Annotated in this window: 7 protein-coding genes; all 7 read right to left on the reverse strand. The window is 69.9% G+C overall.

The annotated features are described in order from the left end of the window. Positions 1–305 precede the first annotated feature (305 nt). Positions 306–2363 (reverse strand): 3'-5' exonuclease, encoded by a 2058-nt coding sequence (locus tag WMF42_RS03000; protein WP_437690026.1) that lies wholly within the window; start codon positions 2361–2363, stop codon positions 306–308. Then, on the reverse strand, positions 2360–8152 hold the full coding sequence (locus WMF42_RS03005; RefSeq protein ID WP_437690027.1) for a DEAD/DEAH box helicase: 5793 nt from the start codon (positions 8150–8152) through the stop codon (positions 2360–2362). The genes WMF42_RS03000 and WMF42_RS03005 overlap by 4 nt, the downstream gene beginning before the upstream one ends. Before the next feature lie 397 nt (positions 8153–8549). Next, complete coding sequence (locus tag WMF42_RS03010) at positions 8550–8897, reverse strand: hypothetical protein (RefSeq protein WP_437690028.1); 348 nt, start codon at positions 8895–8897, stop codon at positions 8550–8552. 243 nt (positions 8898–9140) lie between these two features. Beyond that, the gene (locus tag WMF42_RS03015; protein WP_437690030.1) at positions 9141–9749 is read right to left on the reverse strand and encodes a DUF4276 family protein; all 609 of its coding nucleotides are present in this window, start codon (positions 9747–9749) and stop codon (positions 9141–9143) included. Continuing rightward, positions 9746–11041, reverse strand: a complete 1296-nt coding sequence (locus WMF42_RS03020; protein ID WP_437690032.1) for an AAA family ATPase — start codon at positions 11039–11041, stop codon at positions 9746–9748. The genes WMF42_RS03015 and WMF42_RS03020 overlap by 4 nt, the downstream gene beginning before the upstream one ends. Further along, positions 11038–16278 carry a hypothetical protein gene (locus WMF42_RS03025; RefSeq protein WP_437690034.1) on the reverse strand — a complete coding sequence of 1747 codons (5241 nt, stop codon included), beginning with the start codon at positions 16276–16278 and terminating at the stop codon, positions 11038–11040. Before WMF42_RS03025 ends, WMF42_RS03020 begins: the two co-directional genes overlap by 4 nt. Next, positions 16275–19634 carry a DISARM system SNF2-like helicase DrmD gene (gene drmD, locus WMF42_RS03030; protein ID WP_437690036.1) on the reverse strand — a complete coding sequence of 1120 codons (3360 nt, stop codon included), beginning with the start codon at positions 19632–19634 and terminating at the stop codon, positions 16275–16277. The genes WMF42_RS03025 and drmD overlap by 4 nt, the downstream gene beginning before the upstream one ends. Positions 19635–19942 lie beyond the last annotated feature (308 nt).

A 19942-nucleotide genomic window follows, 5' to 3' on the forward strand; every position in this document is an offset into this window, starting at 1 on the left:
CGCGCAAGCGGGGAGTCGTGGCGGCCGCGATGCAATAGCGAGCGATGCCTGGACCTGAGGCCCGGCGAGGTTTCGCGGAGCGTCAGCTCGAGGTTCATCGTCGATCACCCCTACCTCTGTGAGGTCATCGGCGGCGAGCAGGCGGGCGGGCTCGCGCCGCGAGGCCTGGTGGATTTCTGCTACGCACCCGAAAGGGGAGCCTGAGCGGTCGCGGCGAAAGCGGAGCGAACTCCTCGGCTCGCGTCCAGCAATCCAGCAAGGCTCGCTCCCGCCAGCGAACTGCTCGTCGCGGGTGAGGCAGCCGCCTACCCGCCAGGCGCCACCACCCACCGGCTCGGCGTCCCCGAGTACGTGACCACCAGCCGCTCCCGCGCCCGCGTGCACGCCACGTAGAGCAAGTGCCGCTCTTGCTCCAGGAACGCCTCGCGGTCCGCCTCGTCGACCAGCTCCTTCTGCAGGTACGTGAGCGGCACCAGATCCGCGTCGCACCCGACGACGACCACGACCTTGAACTCGAGCCCCTTGGCCCGGTGAATCGTGCCCACCGACACGTCCGTCGCCGACGGGGGCTGGTCGTCGCTCAGCGGATGGCCCGTGAGCCCGGCCTTGGCCAGCGCCGGCTCGACGCGATCTCGGAGCACGCTCTCGCTCCGGGCGAAGAGCGCGATGTCTCGCTGCTTGTAGCCCGACGCCAGCAGGTCCTTCAGGAGGCCGGCCACCCCCTCGGCCTCCTTCGCGGCGTTCGCGAACCCCTGGACCTCGGGGGGCGGGCCGTTGAGCACGGACACGGTGCTCCGCTTCTCCGTCTCCCCGTCGCCCTCGTCCAGGGCCTCCGGCAGGATCCGATCGGAGAACCGGCGGATCTGGTCGGTCGTCCGATAGTTGATCGACAGCCGCGTGGAGCGGCCTCGCACGTCGATACCCGCTGACGACCAGGCCACGGCCGCCCTGTAGATCCGCTGGCCCGCGTCGCTGCAGAGGAACAGGTCGTCCGGCCCCGGCTCCGCGAGCGCGCGGAGCAGCGTGAGCTCCGCCGGTCCGAAGTCCTGGCACTCGTCGGCGATCACGTGGTCGTAGGGCCGCGCGTCGTACAGGCGCTCCGCCGCCATGTAGCAGAGCCCGGTCCAGGTCGTGAGGCGCCGCTCGGCGAGGAGGCGCTGGAGCTCCTCGAAGATCTTCCAGATCGAGAGCCGCTGCTTCGCTCCCAGGGGAGTCGCTCGCCCGGCGCGAGACACCCCCTTGTAGGCCGGCCACGACCGGATCCCCCACGGGTCGACGATGGCGTTCCACTCCGATCGGAGGAAGGCGAGAGAGAACTCCGCGCCGGGGGCAACACGGCTCTTCGCGGTCTCGATGAGTCCATCCAGCTTCTTCGGATCGAGGACCGAGAGCGGCTTCCCGGTGGACTGCACCGAGATGTCCTTCGCGATCTTGTGCAGGTGATCGATCGCCAGGCGCTTGCGCTCCTTCGTGGCGCTCCCGAGCAGCAGATCGGCGCTGTGGCCGAGCCGGACAGCGAGCGTGCGCGTGAACGTGGTGAGCAGGACCCGCGCGCCGGGGTCCGCCTTCAGGAGGTGCGCGGCGCGATGGATCGCGACGACCGACTTCCCCGTTCCAGCGCTGCCGGTCACGCGGGCCGGCCCCTTGAACTTCCTCTCCACGACCGCGCGCTGCGTCGGGTGGAGGAACACGAGCCACTGCTCCCAGGGGGCGTCGAGCGCGCGGCGGAGCTCCGCGTGGCTGTCGAGCACGCGGAAGCGGCGCTTGGCGTCGGGATGCTCGAACGGGTCCTGCGTCGCGACGGAGACCGGCCTCGGCACAGGCTCGCCGCACGCGAGCTGGAGCAGCCGCTCCGCAGCCTCGGCGGGCAGATGCCCGAAGAGCTTGTCGAGCCCCGACTCGCCGACCGCGCGCACGGCATCGAGCCACTCGGGCGGCACGCCCAGCGCGAGCAGGTAGTCCGGCTCGTGCTTCGCGAAGGCCGCAGGCTCGCGCTCGTCCGTGCGCACGACCTGCCGCACGACCTCTTCGACCCGCTCCTTGACCTCGACGATCTGCGCGGCGCCCGTCTGGGGGTGCACCTCGAGCCTGCGCGCCTCGGCCCACGCGTACGCGGCGTCATGGTCATCCGCATAGCAGAGCACGAACGACGACTCGCTCTTGTGCACGATGATCCGGAGGTCCCTGTTCACACGGAAGGACCAGAAGTCCTTGTCCCTCACGCCGTCGAGCCTGTGGAGCTTGAAGCCGGGGCTCGCGGGGTTGACCTGGAAGTCGAACGCCGCTTGCTTGATGGCGCTTTGCGACTGGCCATCCAGCCTGGCGAGGCTCTTCGTGAACGTGTCGGCGATGAGGAACTTCACGGATTCCCTCCGAGTCGCTCGAGCAGCACGGCAGCGAGCCCTGTCGGGTCGCTCGCCGGCTGGACCTTGATGAGACGGCCGTGCTTCTCGTCGATCGCGACGTCCGTGTCCACCAGCGCGACCAGCGGCGTCGACTGGGCCCACAGCAGCACCGCCGTGTCGGTCGCGACCCGCCCGTTGACGAGGAGGTCTGCGTGCGCGTCGTCCGGGACCGGGACGCCGGCGTCGCGGAGCCCGGCGGCCAGCGCGTGCCACGGCTCGTCGAGCAGCGCGATGATCTCGTTCCAGCCGCTGCCGAGCGACGGCGGTGGGTGGTCGGACGCGTGAGCGGCGCGGGCCTCCTCGAACCACGACGTGTCGTCCCGGATCTGGGCCGCGCGCTCCTTCCCCAGGAGGATGCGGGCGAGCCGCGCGAACTTCTCGCGCATCGCTCCCTGATCGGAGAGCTGGCCGTAGGTGATCTCGATGACCTCGTAGAAGCGGTTGCGCAGCTCCTCGCGAATGGCCCGATCCCTGGTCTGCGTGGCGGGGTTTCCATGGATCGCCTGGCTCATCCCGTCGAGGTAGAGACACACGCCCTCGGTCCGCTCCGTCGGGTCCTCGAAGAAGAAGTCGGGGATGGTGACCCCGAGCGGCTTGCCGAGGTCGATCTCGCGCTGCGCCTGCGCATTGTGGAACCCGGCGCGCTCGAGCATGTAACGGAGCGACGTCTCGGCCTGGTTCACCGGCTGGCCCGCGCCGACATGGGCGGGCAGCAGCGGCGGGATCTCGTGCGTGATCGCCAGGGTGCCGCCGCGCTGCCGCAGGAGCTCGGCCGCCACGTGGCGGTCGAGGTGGGCGTGATAGAACGAGTTCCGGTAATTGAGCAGGCAGTCGACGCAGGCGCTCGTGCACCCGGCGGGGCAGCCCTCCACGAGCTCGCTGGCGGCGCTCACCACCTCGGGCCAGCGCGACACGAGCTGATCGAGGAGCCCGGAGCCGCCGGGCATCGGGTCGTAGAGGAGCACCTTGCGCTGCGCCTCGCCGGCGCGGCCCACGACCAGGAGCTGCAGGTCGCCGAGCTCCATCTCCAGCACCTCGGCGGCGCCCTTCCGGAGCGCCTCGGCCACGCTGTAGGCCTCCCCGAGGTCGGCGCAGCCGTCGATGGCCACGGCATCCGCCACGACGTCGGCGTAGAAGCCCACCCTGTTCACCGGCCGGCCGCAGCGCTGCTGGTGATCGGTCGAAAAGGCATCCAGATCTTTCTTCGAGGCGAGCGGCGAGCGGCTCTGTCCGCACACCAGGCACACCGGGTATCCGAACCTGCTCTCACGAACGCCCGACGTCGGCCCCACGTTGACGAGCCGCAGGTGCACCGAGGCGCGGCTGGTCACCACGCGGTCACCCCACGTGAACGCCTTGCCCCCGCCGTGCCGCGGCTGCTCGTAGCCGTACACGGTCACCGGGAGCTGGAACCGGAACTCCTCGTCGTCGGTGATGTGGGACTGGTGCGGCAGATCGACGTCGCAGATCGGCACAGCGGGCAGCGCCGCCGCGCCGAGCCCGACCGCCGCGCCGTCGCGCCCGAGCCCCGCCTCGCTCACGGCCCCGTTGGTGACGTCGACCTGGAAGAGCGTCGGCTCCTCGAGCGCGGCGAGGTGGAAGAAGCGCGGGAGGAACCGGTGCCCGTTCGCATAGATCAGGTTGCCGGGTACGTACTCGCGCAGGGCCAGCGGCAGCGCGCGCCGGAGCTCCCAGTCGCGCATGCCGGTCCCGTAGCGCGCTGCCTGGTGGAAGCCGACCACCGCGCCGACGTCGAGCCCGTAGCCGGGCAGGAGCCCCTCGGCCGCGAGCACCGCGTAGGTGTACGTGTCGTCAAACCCCTCGGCGTCGCGGCGGGCGCGCGCCTGCTTGCCCTTGAGCCGCTTGATCAGCCGGTCGCACCGGGCGAGCAGCGCGTCCTCGTCCGGGTCGAGCGTCCCCTTCTGGGCGCGCACCGCCTCCAGGCGCCGCATCTGATCCAGCGCCCAGCGCAGGCGCCGCTCGAGCCGGGCGATGACCTCGGCCAGCGATCCGGCCATGTCGGCGATGACGGCGCGCAGGGCGGCCGGCTCGACGACGGCGCTGTCCTGCGACGGCCACCCCTGCGTGAACGCCTTCCTCACCTCCCCGAGGATCAGCTCCTCGTGGCGCGACACGACCCGCGCGAGCGGACCCACGTCGAACGGCACCGCGCGCACGTTGTCCGCCGCGTCGAAGAGGTACGTCTTGATCTGCGTCGGGATGCTGTGCTCGAGCGCCTGCGCGATCTCGTCGCGCGCGGCCTGGTCGAGCGACGCCTCGCGGGCGCGGATCGGCGCGCCGCCGGCGGCGCGAGCCCCTCCGGTCGCGAGCTGCCCGAGCACGGTCAGCACCGTGGCGTGCACGTGCTTGCGCACCATCGGCTCGTTCTTGAGGTTGAAGCGCGGCGGCTGGATAACCCCGTCGAGCAGCTTGAGCGGGTTCGTGAAATAGGCCCGGTCGTGGCTCGACCCCCGCGCATAGGTGAGGTTCACCGCCATCCGGTGGCGGCGCCCCGCCCGGCCGGCGCGCTGCCAGTAGTTGGCCGGGAGCGGCGGCACGTTGCGCATCAGCACCGAGTCGAGCCCGCCGATGTCGACGCCGAGCTCCAGCGTGGGCGTGCACACAAGCGTGTTGAGGAGCTGGCTGTCGCCCTTGAACGACCGCTCCAGCATCTCGCGCTCGTCGGCGGGGATCTGCGCCGAGTGCTCGCGCGGCCTGACCATCGCGAAGCGCTGGTCGAGCACCATCAGGTCGTAGTTGTCGCTGCTCTCCGGAGCGTGCACGAGCGTCCCGGAGCACGTCCGCGCGGTGCACGTCCTCCGCGGCGTCGCCCGCAGGCTCGTCCGGCGGCATACGTTGCACCGGAAGAAGCCCTTGTGGGCCGTGAGCAGCAGGCGGTCGGCGTCGATCTGCATGGCCCCCGAGCAGCCCGGGAGCGCGTTGTCGCGATACCCCGTCAAGGTCACAGGGACCAGCAGCGCGAGCTCCTCGGTGAGCAGCCTCCACAACCCCTCGAAGAAGGGCTCTAACTGCTCGTCCGGGAGCCCCCAGCGGAGCGCGAGCAGGCGTGCCGTCGTCGCCCCGCGGGCGCTCAGGATCTGCTTGATCCGGGCGTCGTCATCGTTCGCGCCGCGCCTCAGCTTCAGCCCCTTGGGGCCGCCGGGCATCTGCGGGAAATAGCCGTTCTGGATCTCCCGCGCCCCATCGGGCCAGAAGCGCGAGTAGATCCTCACCTCCCTGTCGAAGACGATCGCCGCGCGCCGGTTCATGTCGAGCAGCGCGGCCACCCCCTCCAGGAGGTCGGCCGGCGAGGCATCGAAGCGAGGCGCCCACGCCTTGAAGAACGGGTGCTCCTGGGTGAGCCCGGCGTAGTTCACCACCATCCGTCCCCAGGGCTCCAGGCCGAGCCGCTGCCGCGCGCCGGTGGCGATCTCGCGCAGCACCTGGATCCGCAGGAAGCGCTTCCGCTCGAACGCGTGCCGCGTACCGGCGGTCTCCTTGCGCTCGACGCGCCACACCTCGGGGATCAGGGCGCGGGACAGCTCGTCCTCGCCGTGGAGCAGGTCGTCGAGCGCGCCCGTGAGATCGCCGACCGAGATGGGCCGGCGCTCGATCTGCTCGTAGAGAAGCGAGCGCAGGCGGAACCGCCGCGCGTGATCCTGCATCCAGCCGGCCTGAAACGCGGCGTCCTGGCGGTTGTCGGTGAAGATGAGGAGCCGGGGCCGCTCGGCGTGGTGCAGCATGCTCTGCGCGAGCACGTGCACGTCCGACACGTTCTGCGCGCGCACAGGCCGGGCCGGCTCGCGGTAGTCGCCCATCCTGGAGCGGCCCGGCGCGCGACACGCGACGCAGGCGACGAGCTTGCCCGGGAAGTCCTTGTGTTGCTGGACCGCGAACAGCCCCACCAGCGGCAGCGCCTCGCCGCAGGCGTCGCAGCGCTCTTGAGGTTTCGGGTGAAGCGCGCCGCAGCGCCGGCACAGGAACACCGTCGCGGTGTTCCTCGGCTCGTCGTCGTCCTCGGCGTCGCCGTCGGAGACCAGCCGATCGAGCAGCACAACGCGCTGGCCTCCCGACTTCTCCTCCAGCGGCCGCCACACGACCCGGTCCTCGATCGCCTCACCGCCCCCCGGCGCACGGCCCGTGAAGCTGAAGTCGGCGACGAAGTGCACGAAGTAGTGCTGTCCGCAGGTCGTGCACGTGGTCACGTCGAGGCGCGCCGAGCGGCCCCCTTCCGGCTCGGCAGCCGCGGCGTCCTCGCGGGACAGCCAGAGCCGTGGCGTCTCCTGGCCCGGCGGGAACGTCACGACGGCGCCCGCGAGCCCGCGGACGAAGCCGTGCACCACGGGACGGAGCAGCGGCCGGCCTTCTCGACGCGACGCCGCCCCGAGGGCGAGCCACGCCACGATCTCCTCCTCGGGCACCGGCCGGCCGACGCGCGCCTCGAGCTCCCGCACGAGCTGCGTCAGCGGCTTGACCGCCCGGAGCGCCTCGGCGATCTGGTAGACGACCTCGTTGGCGGCGAGCCGGTCGTAGAGGCTCTCCTGCCAGCGGGACAGGTCGAGCGACGAGCCGGTCATCGCCTGGAAGGCGCTCTTCAGCACCCGCAGGTCCTGCTTCGAGGGCTGCTCCTTCTCCACCGCGGCGACGGCCTCGAGCACCGTCTGGAGCTGCACCGCCGGGTCGCCGGGCAGCGGCTTCGACGCCACGCGCTGCGGCGCCCAGACGTCGTCCTCGTGCTCCTCGCCCACGAGCGCCACGTTCTCCGGCGAGACGCCGAAGAAGCGGCTGGCGAAATCGCGCCCGGCCTCGGGCCCGCGCTCCGGGTCGGCGATGGTGGCCGAGGTCGCGATGCACACCGTCTCGTCGGGTCGCTTGCCGCAGAAGCTGCGGAGCCGCCGGATGAGGCACGCCGTCTCGGCGCCCGCGGCGCCGCTGAAGGTGTGCGCCTCGTCGAACACGAGGAAGTCGAGCGTCGCCCCCGCGAAGAGCTCGATGTCGCGCTGCCGCGTCAGGAGCAGCTCGAGCTGCTTCACGTTGGTGAGGAGGATGCGCGGCCGCTTGCCCGGCGCGCGCATCTCGTCGCGCGAGGGGCGCTCCTCGGGCGGGAAGACCGCGACGTGCTGCTTCTCCGCGCGCAGCCGCCGCAGCGTGGCCTCGTAGTCGCCGCGCGAGGCCCCGGCCTCGAGCCGCGCGCCCACCGCGTCGGCGGCCTTCTCCGGCGTCTTGCCGACGTACATCCCGAAGCTGATCCCCGTGCCGGTCAGGAGCGAGCGGAGCCGGCCGAGCTGGTCCTCGGCCAGCGCGTTCATCGGGTACACGAGCACAGCGGCGATCCCGTCCGGCGCCTGCTCGTCGCGCAGCCGGAGGCAGTGGCTGATGATCGGATAGAGGAAGCACTCCGTCTTGCCCGAGCCGGTGCCGGTGGCGACGAGCGTGGTCTTCCGCTGCGCGATGGCCTCGAACGCGGACTGCTGATGGCCGTAGACGTGGGGATGGGGCGCGAGGCTCGCGAGGGCGGGGTGGAGCAGGCCCTCGGCGACGAGGGAGGCGACCGAGGCGCCGGTGCGAAACGAGCGGCTAAGTCCGATGTAGGGCCCGCGCAGGAGCGGGGTCTGGCGGGTCTGCTCCAGGCTCAGGAGGGCGCGGAGCTGCTCGTAGAGGCCGGGGGAGGCGAAGGGATAGGTGGTGAGCTGGTAGCGGAGGAAGTCGCTGACGACCTTCTCGCTGTACGTGATCGGGTTCAGCATGGTCGATGGTCGGTCCGCCGCGGCCCTCGCGCGGCCTCGGGCCGCGCGGAGCCCCGCGCCATGCCAGTGGACCCGAGCCGGCGAGGCGTGGCAAGGCGCCTCTCGCGGGGCACCTCCTCGCACGCCGCTCCGCGTCCTGTCCCGGAGGGCCTTACAGCCGGGCGAGCCGGACATCTTTGACCAGCACCCACATGACTCGAAGCTGCATGCCTCGCCCGGTGAGGCGGTAGACCTCCGTGGGCATCGAGCAGCCGGCGCCAGCCGGCTTCGGGCCAGGTGCGCGCTCCACGGCCGCGCTCGAGCCGTGGTCTGTCAGTGCGTGCTCCAGCCGACGTGGGAGGAACTTCAGATTGTGAAGCTCGCGAAGGGCCGCAGCGCATGCCTTCGGAACACCAGCTCACTTACGCTGCTTTGGAGGCACGTGTCCTTCGATCCAGTTGGCTTGCGCGGCAACTTGCGCCGCCTGATAAGCCGACGCGCACGATTGCTGGGACAGCGAGAGCGACACGGGCGAGTTGTCATGGGGCCCCTTCTTCCACCGCACGATCGCGTCGTTCTGCTGTGCATCTAGCGACGCATAAAACGCCTCATAGCGCCACTGGTCGAGATGTACCGGTGGCATTGGCTCATTGTTCCGGTCTCGGGGGGCATTGCACCACGATTCGATATCGCGACCGTTTACGAGCGCCTTGCGGTGGTGGTTCCAGTAATACCAGAGGCATTCAGTCAGATCGCTGGTTACCATGGTAATTCCCTTTCATCCGTCAGCAACTCGTGTGCTTCTGCAACGGAGAATACATTTGTCCGCTCCCACCTGGTCCGCGGGCATGCTGAACAAGTCGAGGTCCAGCGAGCGACGGTGGCGTAGATTCACTGCGACGGCCATCCCCCCCGGCCAGGTAGAGCCGCTCGATCCCTGGCCATGGTTGGGTGTCCGATGCGTACGATCACGCTCTCCTCGCTGCCATCCTTCCCCTTCAGCTTTCGACTAAAGAGCTCGGAGACCGTCTCGGAAGGCGCGGAAGCTCCTGGAAGCGTTCCTCTCTGGGTCCATGTTCGCCGCGACCTCCCGCGCCACCTGGATCTTGGGGAGACCGCCCGGGAAATGCCCTGCTTTCTGGAGCGCAGCCTGGAGCGCCTCCCATGTACCGCCCTTGATCGCGTCGGGATCACGATAGCGCGCCTGCTGGCCGAGCGTCGATGGGACGCCGGGATACGTCATGGCGAGCGCCTGCGCGTCTCCGAGGAGCCACGCCTCGAGCTCCTCGACGGCGATGCGCGTCAGCACCTGGAACGATGCGCTCCTGTGCGACCTGGGGACGAGGCCGGCGTCCCGCGCCATCTTCTCGATCTCGACCTTGAGCTTCACGCAGTCCTTCCGGTCCTCGTCGCGGACGACGACGACCCGCTGGTCGTCGCCGAGCCAGGCAGCGTAGCCGCGAAAGCGCGCGGGGAGCTTCGCGAGCATGTCGGAGATCCCCTGGAACGCGTGCACCTGAAAGCCGAGATCGGGCCGGATCTTCGGCACCAGCGCCTGGAGCGCGGCCTCCATCGACGGCTCTTCGACGAGGATCTCGATCCACGTGACGCTGCTCATCGCCGCCTGCCCCTGGCGCGGGGCTCGACGGGGCCGCCGGCGCGGACCAGCGGGTCGCCGACGTCGAAGTACCCCTCCATCCAGAGGTGGCCGAGCTTGCCGCCGGCCTCGTACATCGCTCGGGCCCGCTCCATGTCGGCGACGCGGCGGGCCTGCGTGTAGCCGAGCTCGTCGCGGTAGAGCACGCGGAGCTCCTCGGGCCGGAGATCGGAGACGAAGAACGGCGAGTGCGAGGTCACGAGGAGCTGGGTCCTCTCCGAAGCGTTGCGGCACTCCTCTGCGAGCTCGGGCAGGAGGCGCGGGTGGAGGTAATTCTCGGGCTCCTCGATCCCGACGAGCTGCGGAGGGGAAGGATCGTAGAGGACGGTGAGGTAGGCCAGGAGCTTGAGCGTCCCGTCCGACGCGTACCTGGCGAGGACGGGCCTCTCGAACGGCGCGTCCTTGATCTGGAGCAGCAAGCGCCCGTCCTGCATCGGCTCTGCGGTGACCCTTTCGAGCTTGGGGACACGGCGCGCGAGCACCTTCAGGATCGTGTCGAGGCGCTCCTCGTGCTGCTCCTTGAGGTACTGGATGACGTTGGGCAGGTTGTCGCCCGTCTGGGAGAGCCGCTCCTGGGGTCCAGCCTCCGGCGTGCTGCGGGCGCTGTCCGCGGAGAGGTAGGTCATGTACCAGCTCGTGATGAACCGCCGCAGCGCGCCGACGCGTGGATGCTTGGCGAGCTGGCCGAGGGTGTTCACGGCGAGGAGCTCGGGCGAGTCGAGGCGCTCCTCGATGCGCTCGGCCGTCTCGTCGGGGGCCTCGCCGGAGACGACCACGCCCTCACCCCGCTTGAAGTCGAGGAAACGCCACGGCCGGCCGCGTTCCCCGCGCCGCCAGCGCAGCCACTCGCTGGCGACCACGGGGCCGCGGGGCTCCTCGTCGATCTCGAGGTGGTAGGTGATGAGCGGGGTTCCGGGCCTCTCTCGGTACTGGAGCTCGAGGATGATGGGCCCCTCGGCGCACCGGGTGCGGAGCTCCTTGAAGCGGCCGCGCCGGTCCCAGGCCTTGCGGAGGCCCAGCGAGAAGGCTTCGGAGAGGAAGGCGAACACGTCGAAGACGGTCGACTTGCCGCTCCCGTTCGGTCCGAGGAGCACGGTGAGCGGCGTGATCGCGCCCAGCTCGAGGCGCCTCAGCGCACGGTAGTTCTCGACGTGGAGCGACTCGATCCGCGGCACGCTCGCCTGGTTGGTTGGACCGGGCTGCGGGGCGCCTGGCGGTGCCCTCCGCCCCGGGTCCCGGGGGGTCTTCGTCATCGCTTCTTCTTCCCCCTCCGCGCCGCCGGTTCCACGGCGTTGCCGAACAGATCCTTCTGCACCGGCTCGGCGGCGAACAGCACGGCTTGCCCCTGGGGGTTGACCTCGTAGGGCTTGTCCGCCGGCGGCGTCTGGCCGGTGGCCGCCGCCGGGGCGGGCTCTTTCGCCACCGGGGCGGGCTCCTTGGCCGCCGGCCCCAGGATCTTCTCGATGAGCTCGGCGTGCCGCCGGCACTCCTCCCACGACTCGTCGACGCCCTGCTCGAGCTGCCAGGGCAGGAAGCGGTCTCCGAGCCGGGCGGCCACGGGCTGGGGCTCCCTGGCGCGCGCGTCGTGCCCGAGGCCGTAGTCCGCGAGCCGGAGGGTCTCGGGGAGCATCCAGCCGTCGCCGTCGTTGAGGGCGAGGAAGGCGTCGAGGCCGATGCGCTTGAGCTCGTGGAAGGCGACGAGGGAGAGCACGGGGTGGCGCAGCTCGGGGTCCTGCTCCTTGTCGACGCGCCAGAAGCCCTTGGGATTGAGCGTGCGGGAGAACGGCTTGTTGCAGACCTTCGCGACGGGGTGGTCGCATTCGCGGAGGATCCAGGCGAAATCGTCGATGTCGAGGCCGTAAAGCTCGGCGACGGCGGCGTCGAGGATGGCCCGGAGGCGGAGGCGCTCGTGGGGGGTGACGGCCCAGAGACGACGCCAGGGCTGCCGCCGGCAAGTCATCGGCGTACTAGTGAACCAGTCGTGTGAGAATCTTGGCGAGCACCCTGCCAGTCGCAACGAGACTGATTCGCAGCGAGCCGCAGCGGTTGCAGGCGGGAGAACCGTCTCCTCGAGTAGGAAATAGTTGAGGTGAAGTCCGCCGCACCGCATCCTCACGACAAAATCATACGCGAAGCTGTTCATGACGGCGACCAACGTGTGACAATGCGCCCCAGGTCGAAGCAGTGGCGCTGAATTGCCGCAAGGTGCATTCGACAGATAAGCGGCGATGGCCGTTCTCTCGTTGGTAGCCGACGTGATATCCATGAATGCCAGCTTCCCCGCGAGTGCGCTGGGCGGCAGGTGAGAGCGAGAAATTAAATATTGTGGCTCAATGACCTTCTTGTTCCAGGGGATGCTTCTCCATTGAGCTGTGCGACCCTTTCCGGAGACCCAGCCTTTTTCACTGAAGTCGAACTGGTTGATCATTCGGCCCTCATACAAGGGCAGAGCTACGTCGTCGATCTCGTTGATGGCAATCGTGTCTGCTAAGTCCGCAGATGAAACCATGCTCTCGCCAGCGGGCCCATGGCGCGGGGCCCATCGACCTTTCAACCAATTGCCATACTGGTCTGGTCGGTAACCCGCCGCTCGCCACTCCGTGAGCGGCGGGAACAGCTTGGAGTCCGAAGTCATGTTGAAGTCGCCCTGCTGGTAACGAATCTCCCATCCGCTTGTGTTTGGGTCACTAAGCGGTGCGCCGTTGTTGTATATCTTTTGTAGCAGCTTAAGAGCGCGATCTGACGAGACTTCCAGGAGGGTTTTTGATGAGGGGCTCAGCCGTTCCACTTGGTCCACGGGGTACGCCACCACGTGACGGCCAATCTCTTCGAGATCGGAGAGCGAGCGGCGCATGAACGCGGCCTGTATGACGGTGGCTGGCGTACCCTTGCGAGCCTCGATGATGCAAAATTTGAATCTGCCGTCGATGTCGAATACCTTGTCGCGGTTTTCGAAGCTAAAGAGTAGGTTCCATGCGTAATGTCTCAGGAGTAATTCCCGAAGAGGCATCGACCCCTTGTCGGTGTAGATGGCGGCAGGAATAAGCAACGCCATCATGCCCTCGTGGGCGAGTATGGAGTGTCCAATTTCGATGAATAGCTTGTACGTCGACGGCTTGCCGGTTCCCTGGTGTCGGAAAGGATGTTTTGGCGCGCCGTGTGCAACGGCGGCCGAGTCTCGATGGCGAGAGATTTGTGGCGTTAAAGGCTGGCGTTCGGGCGAGATGCGGATGTCGTCTGGGTTCGCAGCGTTTGCTATCCAATTGGACGTGGCCTTGAACGTTGCGCAGTAGCTGAGCCAGTCAGATTCGGTATGTGGAATCGTTTGGAAATAGTCCATTTGTTGCTGGACTGCTTCCTGCTTTCCGTAGGTCCGATAGAGGGGGTCGATGTTGGAGAAGAATTCCAGTGATGTTGGCTGCACCGTCTCCCATGGAGGGTTCCCCATAATGGCGTGGAACCCATCTTTGGCGGCTGTGAAGACGTCGGGAAACTCGAGCTCCCAGTGGAAGAATCGATGCTGCTCGCCGAGGCGCGTTATGACTGCTCGCGACTGCTCGTTCGGTACGAAAAAGTCTTTGGGCGTGGGCGCACTGTCGATCTCTTCGCCCGGCCAGAACCAGAGCGCGCACCATGTGTCGAACGCCTCGCGAAGCCGCTGAATCGGCCTGCTTCCCTGAATCTTCTCCCGGTACAGCGCCTCTCGCCTCTCCGCCTCGTGCACCGGCAGGGCGTGCAGCTCCTCGAAGATCGTGAGCGCCTCGGCATGCAGCGCGTCGGCATCCTTGCCCTCGGTCCCCCACATCGAGGCCTGTTTCGGATCCCGCTGCGTCAGCCACGAGACGAGCTCCGGCTTGATCACCCCGTCCCGCCGCTCCTTGATCGCCGCCGTCCATTTGTCCCCGAGCCGCTGCGCTTTCCCCTTGTCCTTCCCCTTCGTGGCCACGACCTCGCGGTAGTGGTGCACGAACTGGGTATGCCCCTTGTCCCCGCCCTCCCGCTCCCAGGCCATGATGGGGTAGTCCTGGAACCGGTCGAACCAGCACCCGACAAGGGAGTTGCCGCACTTGAGCTTGTGGTCGAGGAACCCGAACGGAAGCTGCCGGTCCATCGTCTCGACCCACAGCGCCGTGCGCCCGAGCTCCACGGCCAGCGGGTCGAGGTCCACCCCGTAGAGGCAGCGCTCCACGACATAGCGCTTCAGCCGGGCGCGGAGCTTGTCCTCGAAGTCCGGGTGGTCCTTCGGCACGGGGAGGGTCTCGTGCGACGGGTGGTCGGCCGGCAGCCCGTCCGCAAGCCGGCAGATCGTCTGGTCGGCCCGCTCCTCGATCCGCCCGTGATGATGGAGGCTCTCGACGAGCGCCCCGGTGAGGTAGCGCAGCGCCGAGATCAGGAACGATCCCGAGCCCATCGCGGGATCGCAGACCTTGAGGGCGAGGATCTCCTCCGGCTTTCTCGGCGCCCACTCGGTCACGGTGACGAGCCCCGTGACCTCGTCCTTCTCCTCGCGTACAGGCGCATACGCGAGCGGCTGGAGCGCGCGGCGCACGATGGGGCTCGCGAGCTGGGGCCGGGTGTAGAAGGTCCCTGATCCCTTGCGCGTGCCGCCCCAGCGCACGAGGAACCATCCCCCGGGCAGGATGAGCCGCTGCACGAGCCCCCGCGCCGTGGCCGCCACGTCGCGGTTCCACTGCTCGCGTACCCTGGGATCGGTGTCCTTCTTCGGGTACTTCACGAGCTTCGCGGCCTTCACCGCCCGCTCGGCCCAGGTCTGCGCCATCTCGCGGACCACGCGCGCCCGGTCGTCGCCTCCGAGCTCGTCGAGCGGGTCGGCGGCAGGGGCTGCCGCGCTGTCTTCCGCTTCCGGCTCGCTCCCGGCGTCGTCCTCCGACTCGGCGTCCTCGGCGCCCTCCTCGGCGGCGGCGTCCTCGCCCTCGTCTTCGCCCTCGGCCTGCACCTTCTCGCCCGACTTCTTCAGCTTGTCGAGTAGCTGTCCCAGCTCCTCGTTCTTCATCCGGTCGAGGCGCTGGAGCGGCAGCGCGGGCTGGTCACCGAGGTTCAGGAACACCATCGCATCATCCGCGGGCGCGCGGCGGAGCTCGAAGTCGAGCAGACCCTCGTAGAGGATGCCGAGGTACTCGGACGACAGGTCCGAGAAGTCGACCGGCGCCTCCACCCACTTGCTAGTGCGGCCCTGGCGCACGCGGACTCGGCTCTTGCAGAGCAGCTCGAGCATCCCGTGGACGGCGTGGTCGGTGGGCTCATTCCTCGCGCTCTCGAAGGCCGCGAGCGCGCGCAGCACGGGATCGGGCGACGCCGCGTCGCCGGGCGTGAACAGGCCGCCGCCGTAGCGCGGCACGGGGAGCGCCTCGTGCGCGGAGCCCTGGTAGACGAGCCGGAAGAGCGACAGGAGCCGCGGCCAGGCGCCGTGGCTGTGGCGGAGGCGCTCGGCGGCGCGCCCTCCGGCCATGCGATCGAGCTGCGCGCGCAGGCCCTCGAGGCCATACGACCCCTCGTACACGGCGTTGCTGCGCGGCAGCAGCTCGCGCGCCTCGGCGAAGAGGATCACCACGCACCGCATGACGAGGCGCGTCGCGGCGACGTAGATGTGGCGCCGGGCGACGCGGCCCGCGTCGCCGGAGCTGCCGTGCTCCCCGGCGTCGATCGACTCGAGCACCGGCGCCGACTCGCGGATGAGCAGCTCGACGGCCTGTCGAACGCGCTCGCCCAGCGCGGACGAGAGCTCGGCCTGGCCCTGGCGCGATGCCTGGATGGCCTCGACGAGCTTCGGCGGCTTCCCCTCGGCCGGCGGCGTCAGGGCCTCGGCCGAGAGCAGGGCCCGGATCGCCTGCACCTGCGGGCCCGGGGCGCCGCCGGAGAACCAGAGCGCCGTGTCCCACTCGCAGAACGCGTCGTAGTCGGTGCCCGCGTGGATGAGCCGGAGCTGGCGCGCGTTGGCGAGCAGCGCAACGCTCGGCGGGGCGACGCCGAGGACCTTGAACCCGGGATCCTGCCCGATGCGGCGGAGCCACTCCACGACGCGCGAGACCGGTCGCTTGCCACGGCCGACGCCGAGGCGCCCGGCCGCGGTGTCGACGAACACAGGCAGCGCGGCGCCGTTCGGGCCGAGCCAGACGCGGCGGGGCCGGATGATCTCGCCCGTGACCGCGGCCTGGGACCACGTCTTGTCGACCTCGTTCCCCTTCTTGAAGCGCGCCTTGTGCAGGCCGAGCAGGTCCTCGAGCACGGTATCGAGGAACGCCGCGAGCCGCTCGTCCCCGCCCTGTTGAAGACGGGTGAGGTCGCGGCGCAGGCGCTCGCTCATGGCCGCGGGGAGTGGCTCGACGCGGGCCGGGAAGCGCTCCGCGAGCTTGGAGGGGGCGATGAGCAGGCCGCCGTGGTTGAGCGACGCCCACCAGGCGTAGGGCTCCTCCGCCGGAGCGCTCGAGGCGCGCAGGCGCGCGGGATCGGCGAACAGGAGGTCGTTCATCGGGCCCCTCCGGAGCGGGCGGCCGGCAGCCGGATCTCGACGGCCACGGGGAAGACCTGGGCCGCGCCGTGGAGCGCGTAGCGGCGCGGGAGCATGCGCGTGAGCACGCGGTCCTGGTCGGCCTCGAGCACCCGCAGCAGCTCCTGGTAATGCGTCTTCCGCCGGTGGAGCTCGTCGTTGAGGTCGGCGAGCCGGGCCTCCGTCTCGCGGGCGATGTCGGGGAACAGGATCCCCTGCTTCAGCTCCTTGATCAGCTTGTCGCGCTCCTTCTCGAGCTTCGCGAGCGTTGTCTCGCGCATGGCGGCCTCGACCTCCTTGAGGCGGTGCTGGTAGCGCTTCTTCTCCTCGGCCATCGCCCGCTTGCCGGCGGCCGCGAGGTGCTCGCGGAGCCGATCACCGAGCTCGGCGGCGAGCTTCCTGAGGGCGGGGCCGAGGTCGAGCGACACGTCGTCCCAGCAGGCCAGGGCGGCGCGGTACGTGTCGTCGTCGATCGGGCCGGGCGCGACCTCTTCGTCGGCCGGCGCCACGTAGCCCGCGGGCGCGCCGAGCTCGCCCCCCGTCATCGGGATCCGAATCGTCCGCACCCAGTGATGGAAGGGCTCGCGCAGCTCGTTCACGCCGAGCTCCTCGACGGTCACCAGCAGGAGCGCGTCCGCGCCGGCGGGGACCGCGCCGCGGCGGGCCGTCCACCGGCTCACGATGACCTCCTTCTCGCCGGGGAAGCGGAGGCGCGCGAAGGTCGTGAGCGCCTCGCGGAACATGGGATGCCCGAGGTGGAGCAGCACCGTGTCCCTCGTGGGCCGGAAGACCGGGCGGCCGCCGTGGTCCGTGACGAACTGCTTCGCGTCGAAGATGAGCCCGGGCAAGCCGCCGCGGCCGCGCCCGTCGGCGCTCGTCGACAGCCGGAGGCTGTCATCGACAAGCGCGTCCCAGCGCGGCGGGATGGGCTGCTTCAGTTGCATGCGTCCGCGCCCGTCGGGGCCGGTGAGGCGAGGTCGGCCGACCCCGAGGCCGAGGGCGACCTCGAGCGTGCTCCGGAGCGTCTCGGGCGCGAGGTCGATGTGGCGGCAGAGGCGCTGGAGCCGCTCCGATTCCTCGGCGGTGGCCGTGTCGACGGCCTGCCGCGGGAGGGCCGCGCGGTCCTTCTGCCGTGCGACGTCCGCGTCGAGGCCCACGGCGACGCGATCGGCGTCCTCCAGGTCCGCGAACCGGCGCTGGAAGGCGGCGTCGAAGACCTCGCCCATCGAGCCGAGGTCCTCGCGGATGGCGTGGACCTTGGCCACGACCTTCCCGAGGAACTGGAGGTCGGCGTCGTTCTCGCTGGTGAAGTGATAGACGCTGACGTCGCGCGCCTGGCCGTGCCGGTCGAGGCGGCCGTTGCGCTGCTCGAGCCGCGCCGGGTTCCACGGGATGTCGTAGTGGAGGAGCAGGCGCGCCGTCTCCTGCAGGTTGAGGCCCTCGGCGGCCGCGTCGGTGGCGAGGAGGACGCGCACGGGATCGTCGGGATCGTTGAACGCCCGCTTGATGGCGTCCCGCTCTGCGAGGTCCATGCCGCCGTAGAGCACCCGCAGCGCGTCCGGGGGCGGGGCCCCGGCGCCCGCGCCCTTGGGGATCGCCGCGCCCTTGGGGCTCACCGCGCCCTTGGGGCTCACCTCGCCGAGCGCCTTCCGGAGCCGCCGCTCGACGTAGTCGAGCGTGGTCTTGTACTCGGTGAAGAGGATGAGGCGCTCATCGTCCCCCCACGTCTTGCCCTTGCGGAGCTTCTGTTCGATCAGCGAGAGGACCCGATCGAAGCGGGCGTCCTCCGAGGGCTCGCTGAGGACGAGCTCCGCCGCATCTCCCGCGCTGTCCAGGGGCTTGATGCCGAGCCGCGCGAGCGCCTGGTCGATGGCGGTGATCTCCGCTTCGAGCTGGCCTGCGAGCGGCTTGAGCCAGGCGCCGACGACCTTCGCGGCGTGCGCGGCGCGCCCCTCGCGCTCGCGGTCGTCGTCGAGCTCCTCCTCGGCCGCGCGCCTGGCGGCCGAGACCTCCGCGGCCTCGGCGGCCTCCGCCTCCGCGAGGCCCCGGCGGAACCGGATCCACGAGTCCGCGAAGGTGACCGGGCACGAGAGGAGGCGTTTGTTGAGCACCTCGACCGCGAACATCCCGGCCGTGCGGTCCCCCTTGCCGCGCTTCGCGGTGACCTCCTTGATCCGCGCGCGGAAGGCGGCGAACGCGGTCGCGAGCGCCCTCTCGCGGTTCCCGAAGAAGAGCGGCAGCGGCTCGGGGTAGCGCTCGGCGAAGCGGCGCGGCCGATCGAGGCTGTCGTCGAGCGCGTTGATGTCGCGCTTGAGCCGCCGCACCAGGACGTCCTCGATCCGCTTCTTCTCCTCCTCGGAGAGCTCGCTCTTCTGGGTGAAGCGGACCGGGTCGAGCTGCTCGAGGAGCCCCGAGAAGCAGCGGGTGTGGCCGTTGTGCGGCGTCGCCGTGAGGAAGAGCTTGTGCTCGAAATACGGGCTGATGAGCCGCAGCATCTCCGACAGGTCGCTGTCGTCGCCGAAGTTCGAGGGCATGAGGTTGTGCGCCTCGTCGACGACGAGGAGATCCCACGGGAGCTGGTAGGCCCCCGGCGCCTGCGCGCGGCACACCGCGAGGAACTGCTCGAGCACGTCGGGCTGGCGCAGGTAGTAGTACGACGCGATGATCCGCGGGAAGGTGCGCCACGGGTTGGCGTCGAGCCCGAGGCGCGCCTGGAGCGCGTGGGTCTCGGTGCGATCGATGACGTCGAACCCGAGCGAGAACTTGTCCCGCATCTCCTGCTGCCACTGCTTGCGGAGCGAGGCGGGCGTGAGCACGAGGACGCGCCGGATGCGGCGGCGCAGGAGCAGCTCGGTGAGCACGAGCCCGGCCTCGACGGTCTTTCCGAGGCCGACGTCATCGGCGAGGAGCAGCGAGACCCGGGGCATCTGCAGGGCCTTGAGGAGCGGGACGAGCTGGAAGTCCTCGACCTGGACCGCGCCGAAGAACGGCGAGGCGATGGGCAGATCCGAGGGCTGATCGGGGGCGTCCGGGCTGAGGAACGGCGTGAGCGCGCTCCAGCGGGTCGCGCGCACGAGGGCGTCGAAGTCTTCGCCGGGCATGGGCGGTTGATCGGCGACCCGGGGCAGCGCGGTGGGCTCGAGGAGCGCTCGGTGGGGTTCGCGCTCCCAGAGGAGGGTGTCGTCGGCGACGCCGTCGGGGTCCGTGTACTCGACCCGGACGAGGTGGAGGCGGCCGTCGGGGACCGCATCGAACGGGTCGACGGACACGACGAGGCCGCGGCGGTTGCGCACCGTCGCCATCATGCCAACCCGGGGGTTGCTAGCCGGTTCACTCATGGTCGGGGTTCACATCCTGCGGGTCGCTCGTCGCCGCTGGCTGCGGGATCGAACGACGGGTCGACCGCCAGATGTAACAACCCCGGCCGAGGTCCGGAGAAAAAAGCTGCCCCCAACCCTGGCGCGGGTGCGCGACCGAGCGATCACGGCAGCGTGGTCCGCCGAGCAGCGCACCATGGATCTGCGCGATGGAAGCGAGTGGCGGCGCATGCCCACGCGAACGCTGTCGCCGCAGGCGCCGACCTCCGCGACGAGCTGTCTGGCGCGCGTCGGGCGCGTCCTGCCCGAGCACGGCGGGAGGTCATTGC

Source organism: Sorangium sp. So ce176, from assembly GCF_051519835.1.
GTDB classification, from domain to species: domain Bacteria; phylum Myxococcota_A; class Polyangia; order Polyangiales; family Polyangiaceae; genus Sorangium; species Sorangium cellulosum_G.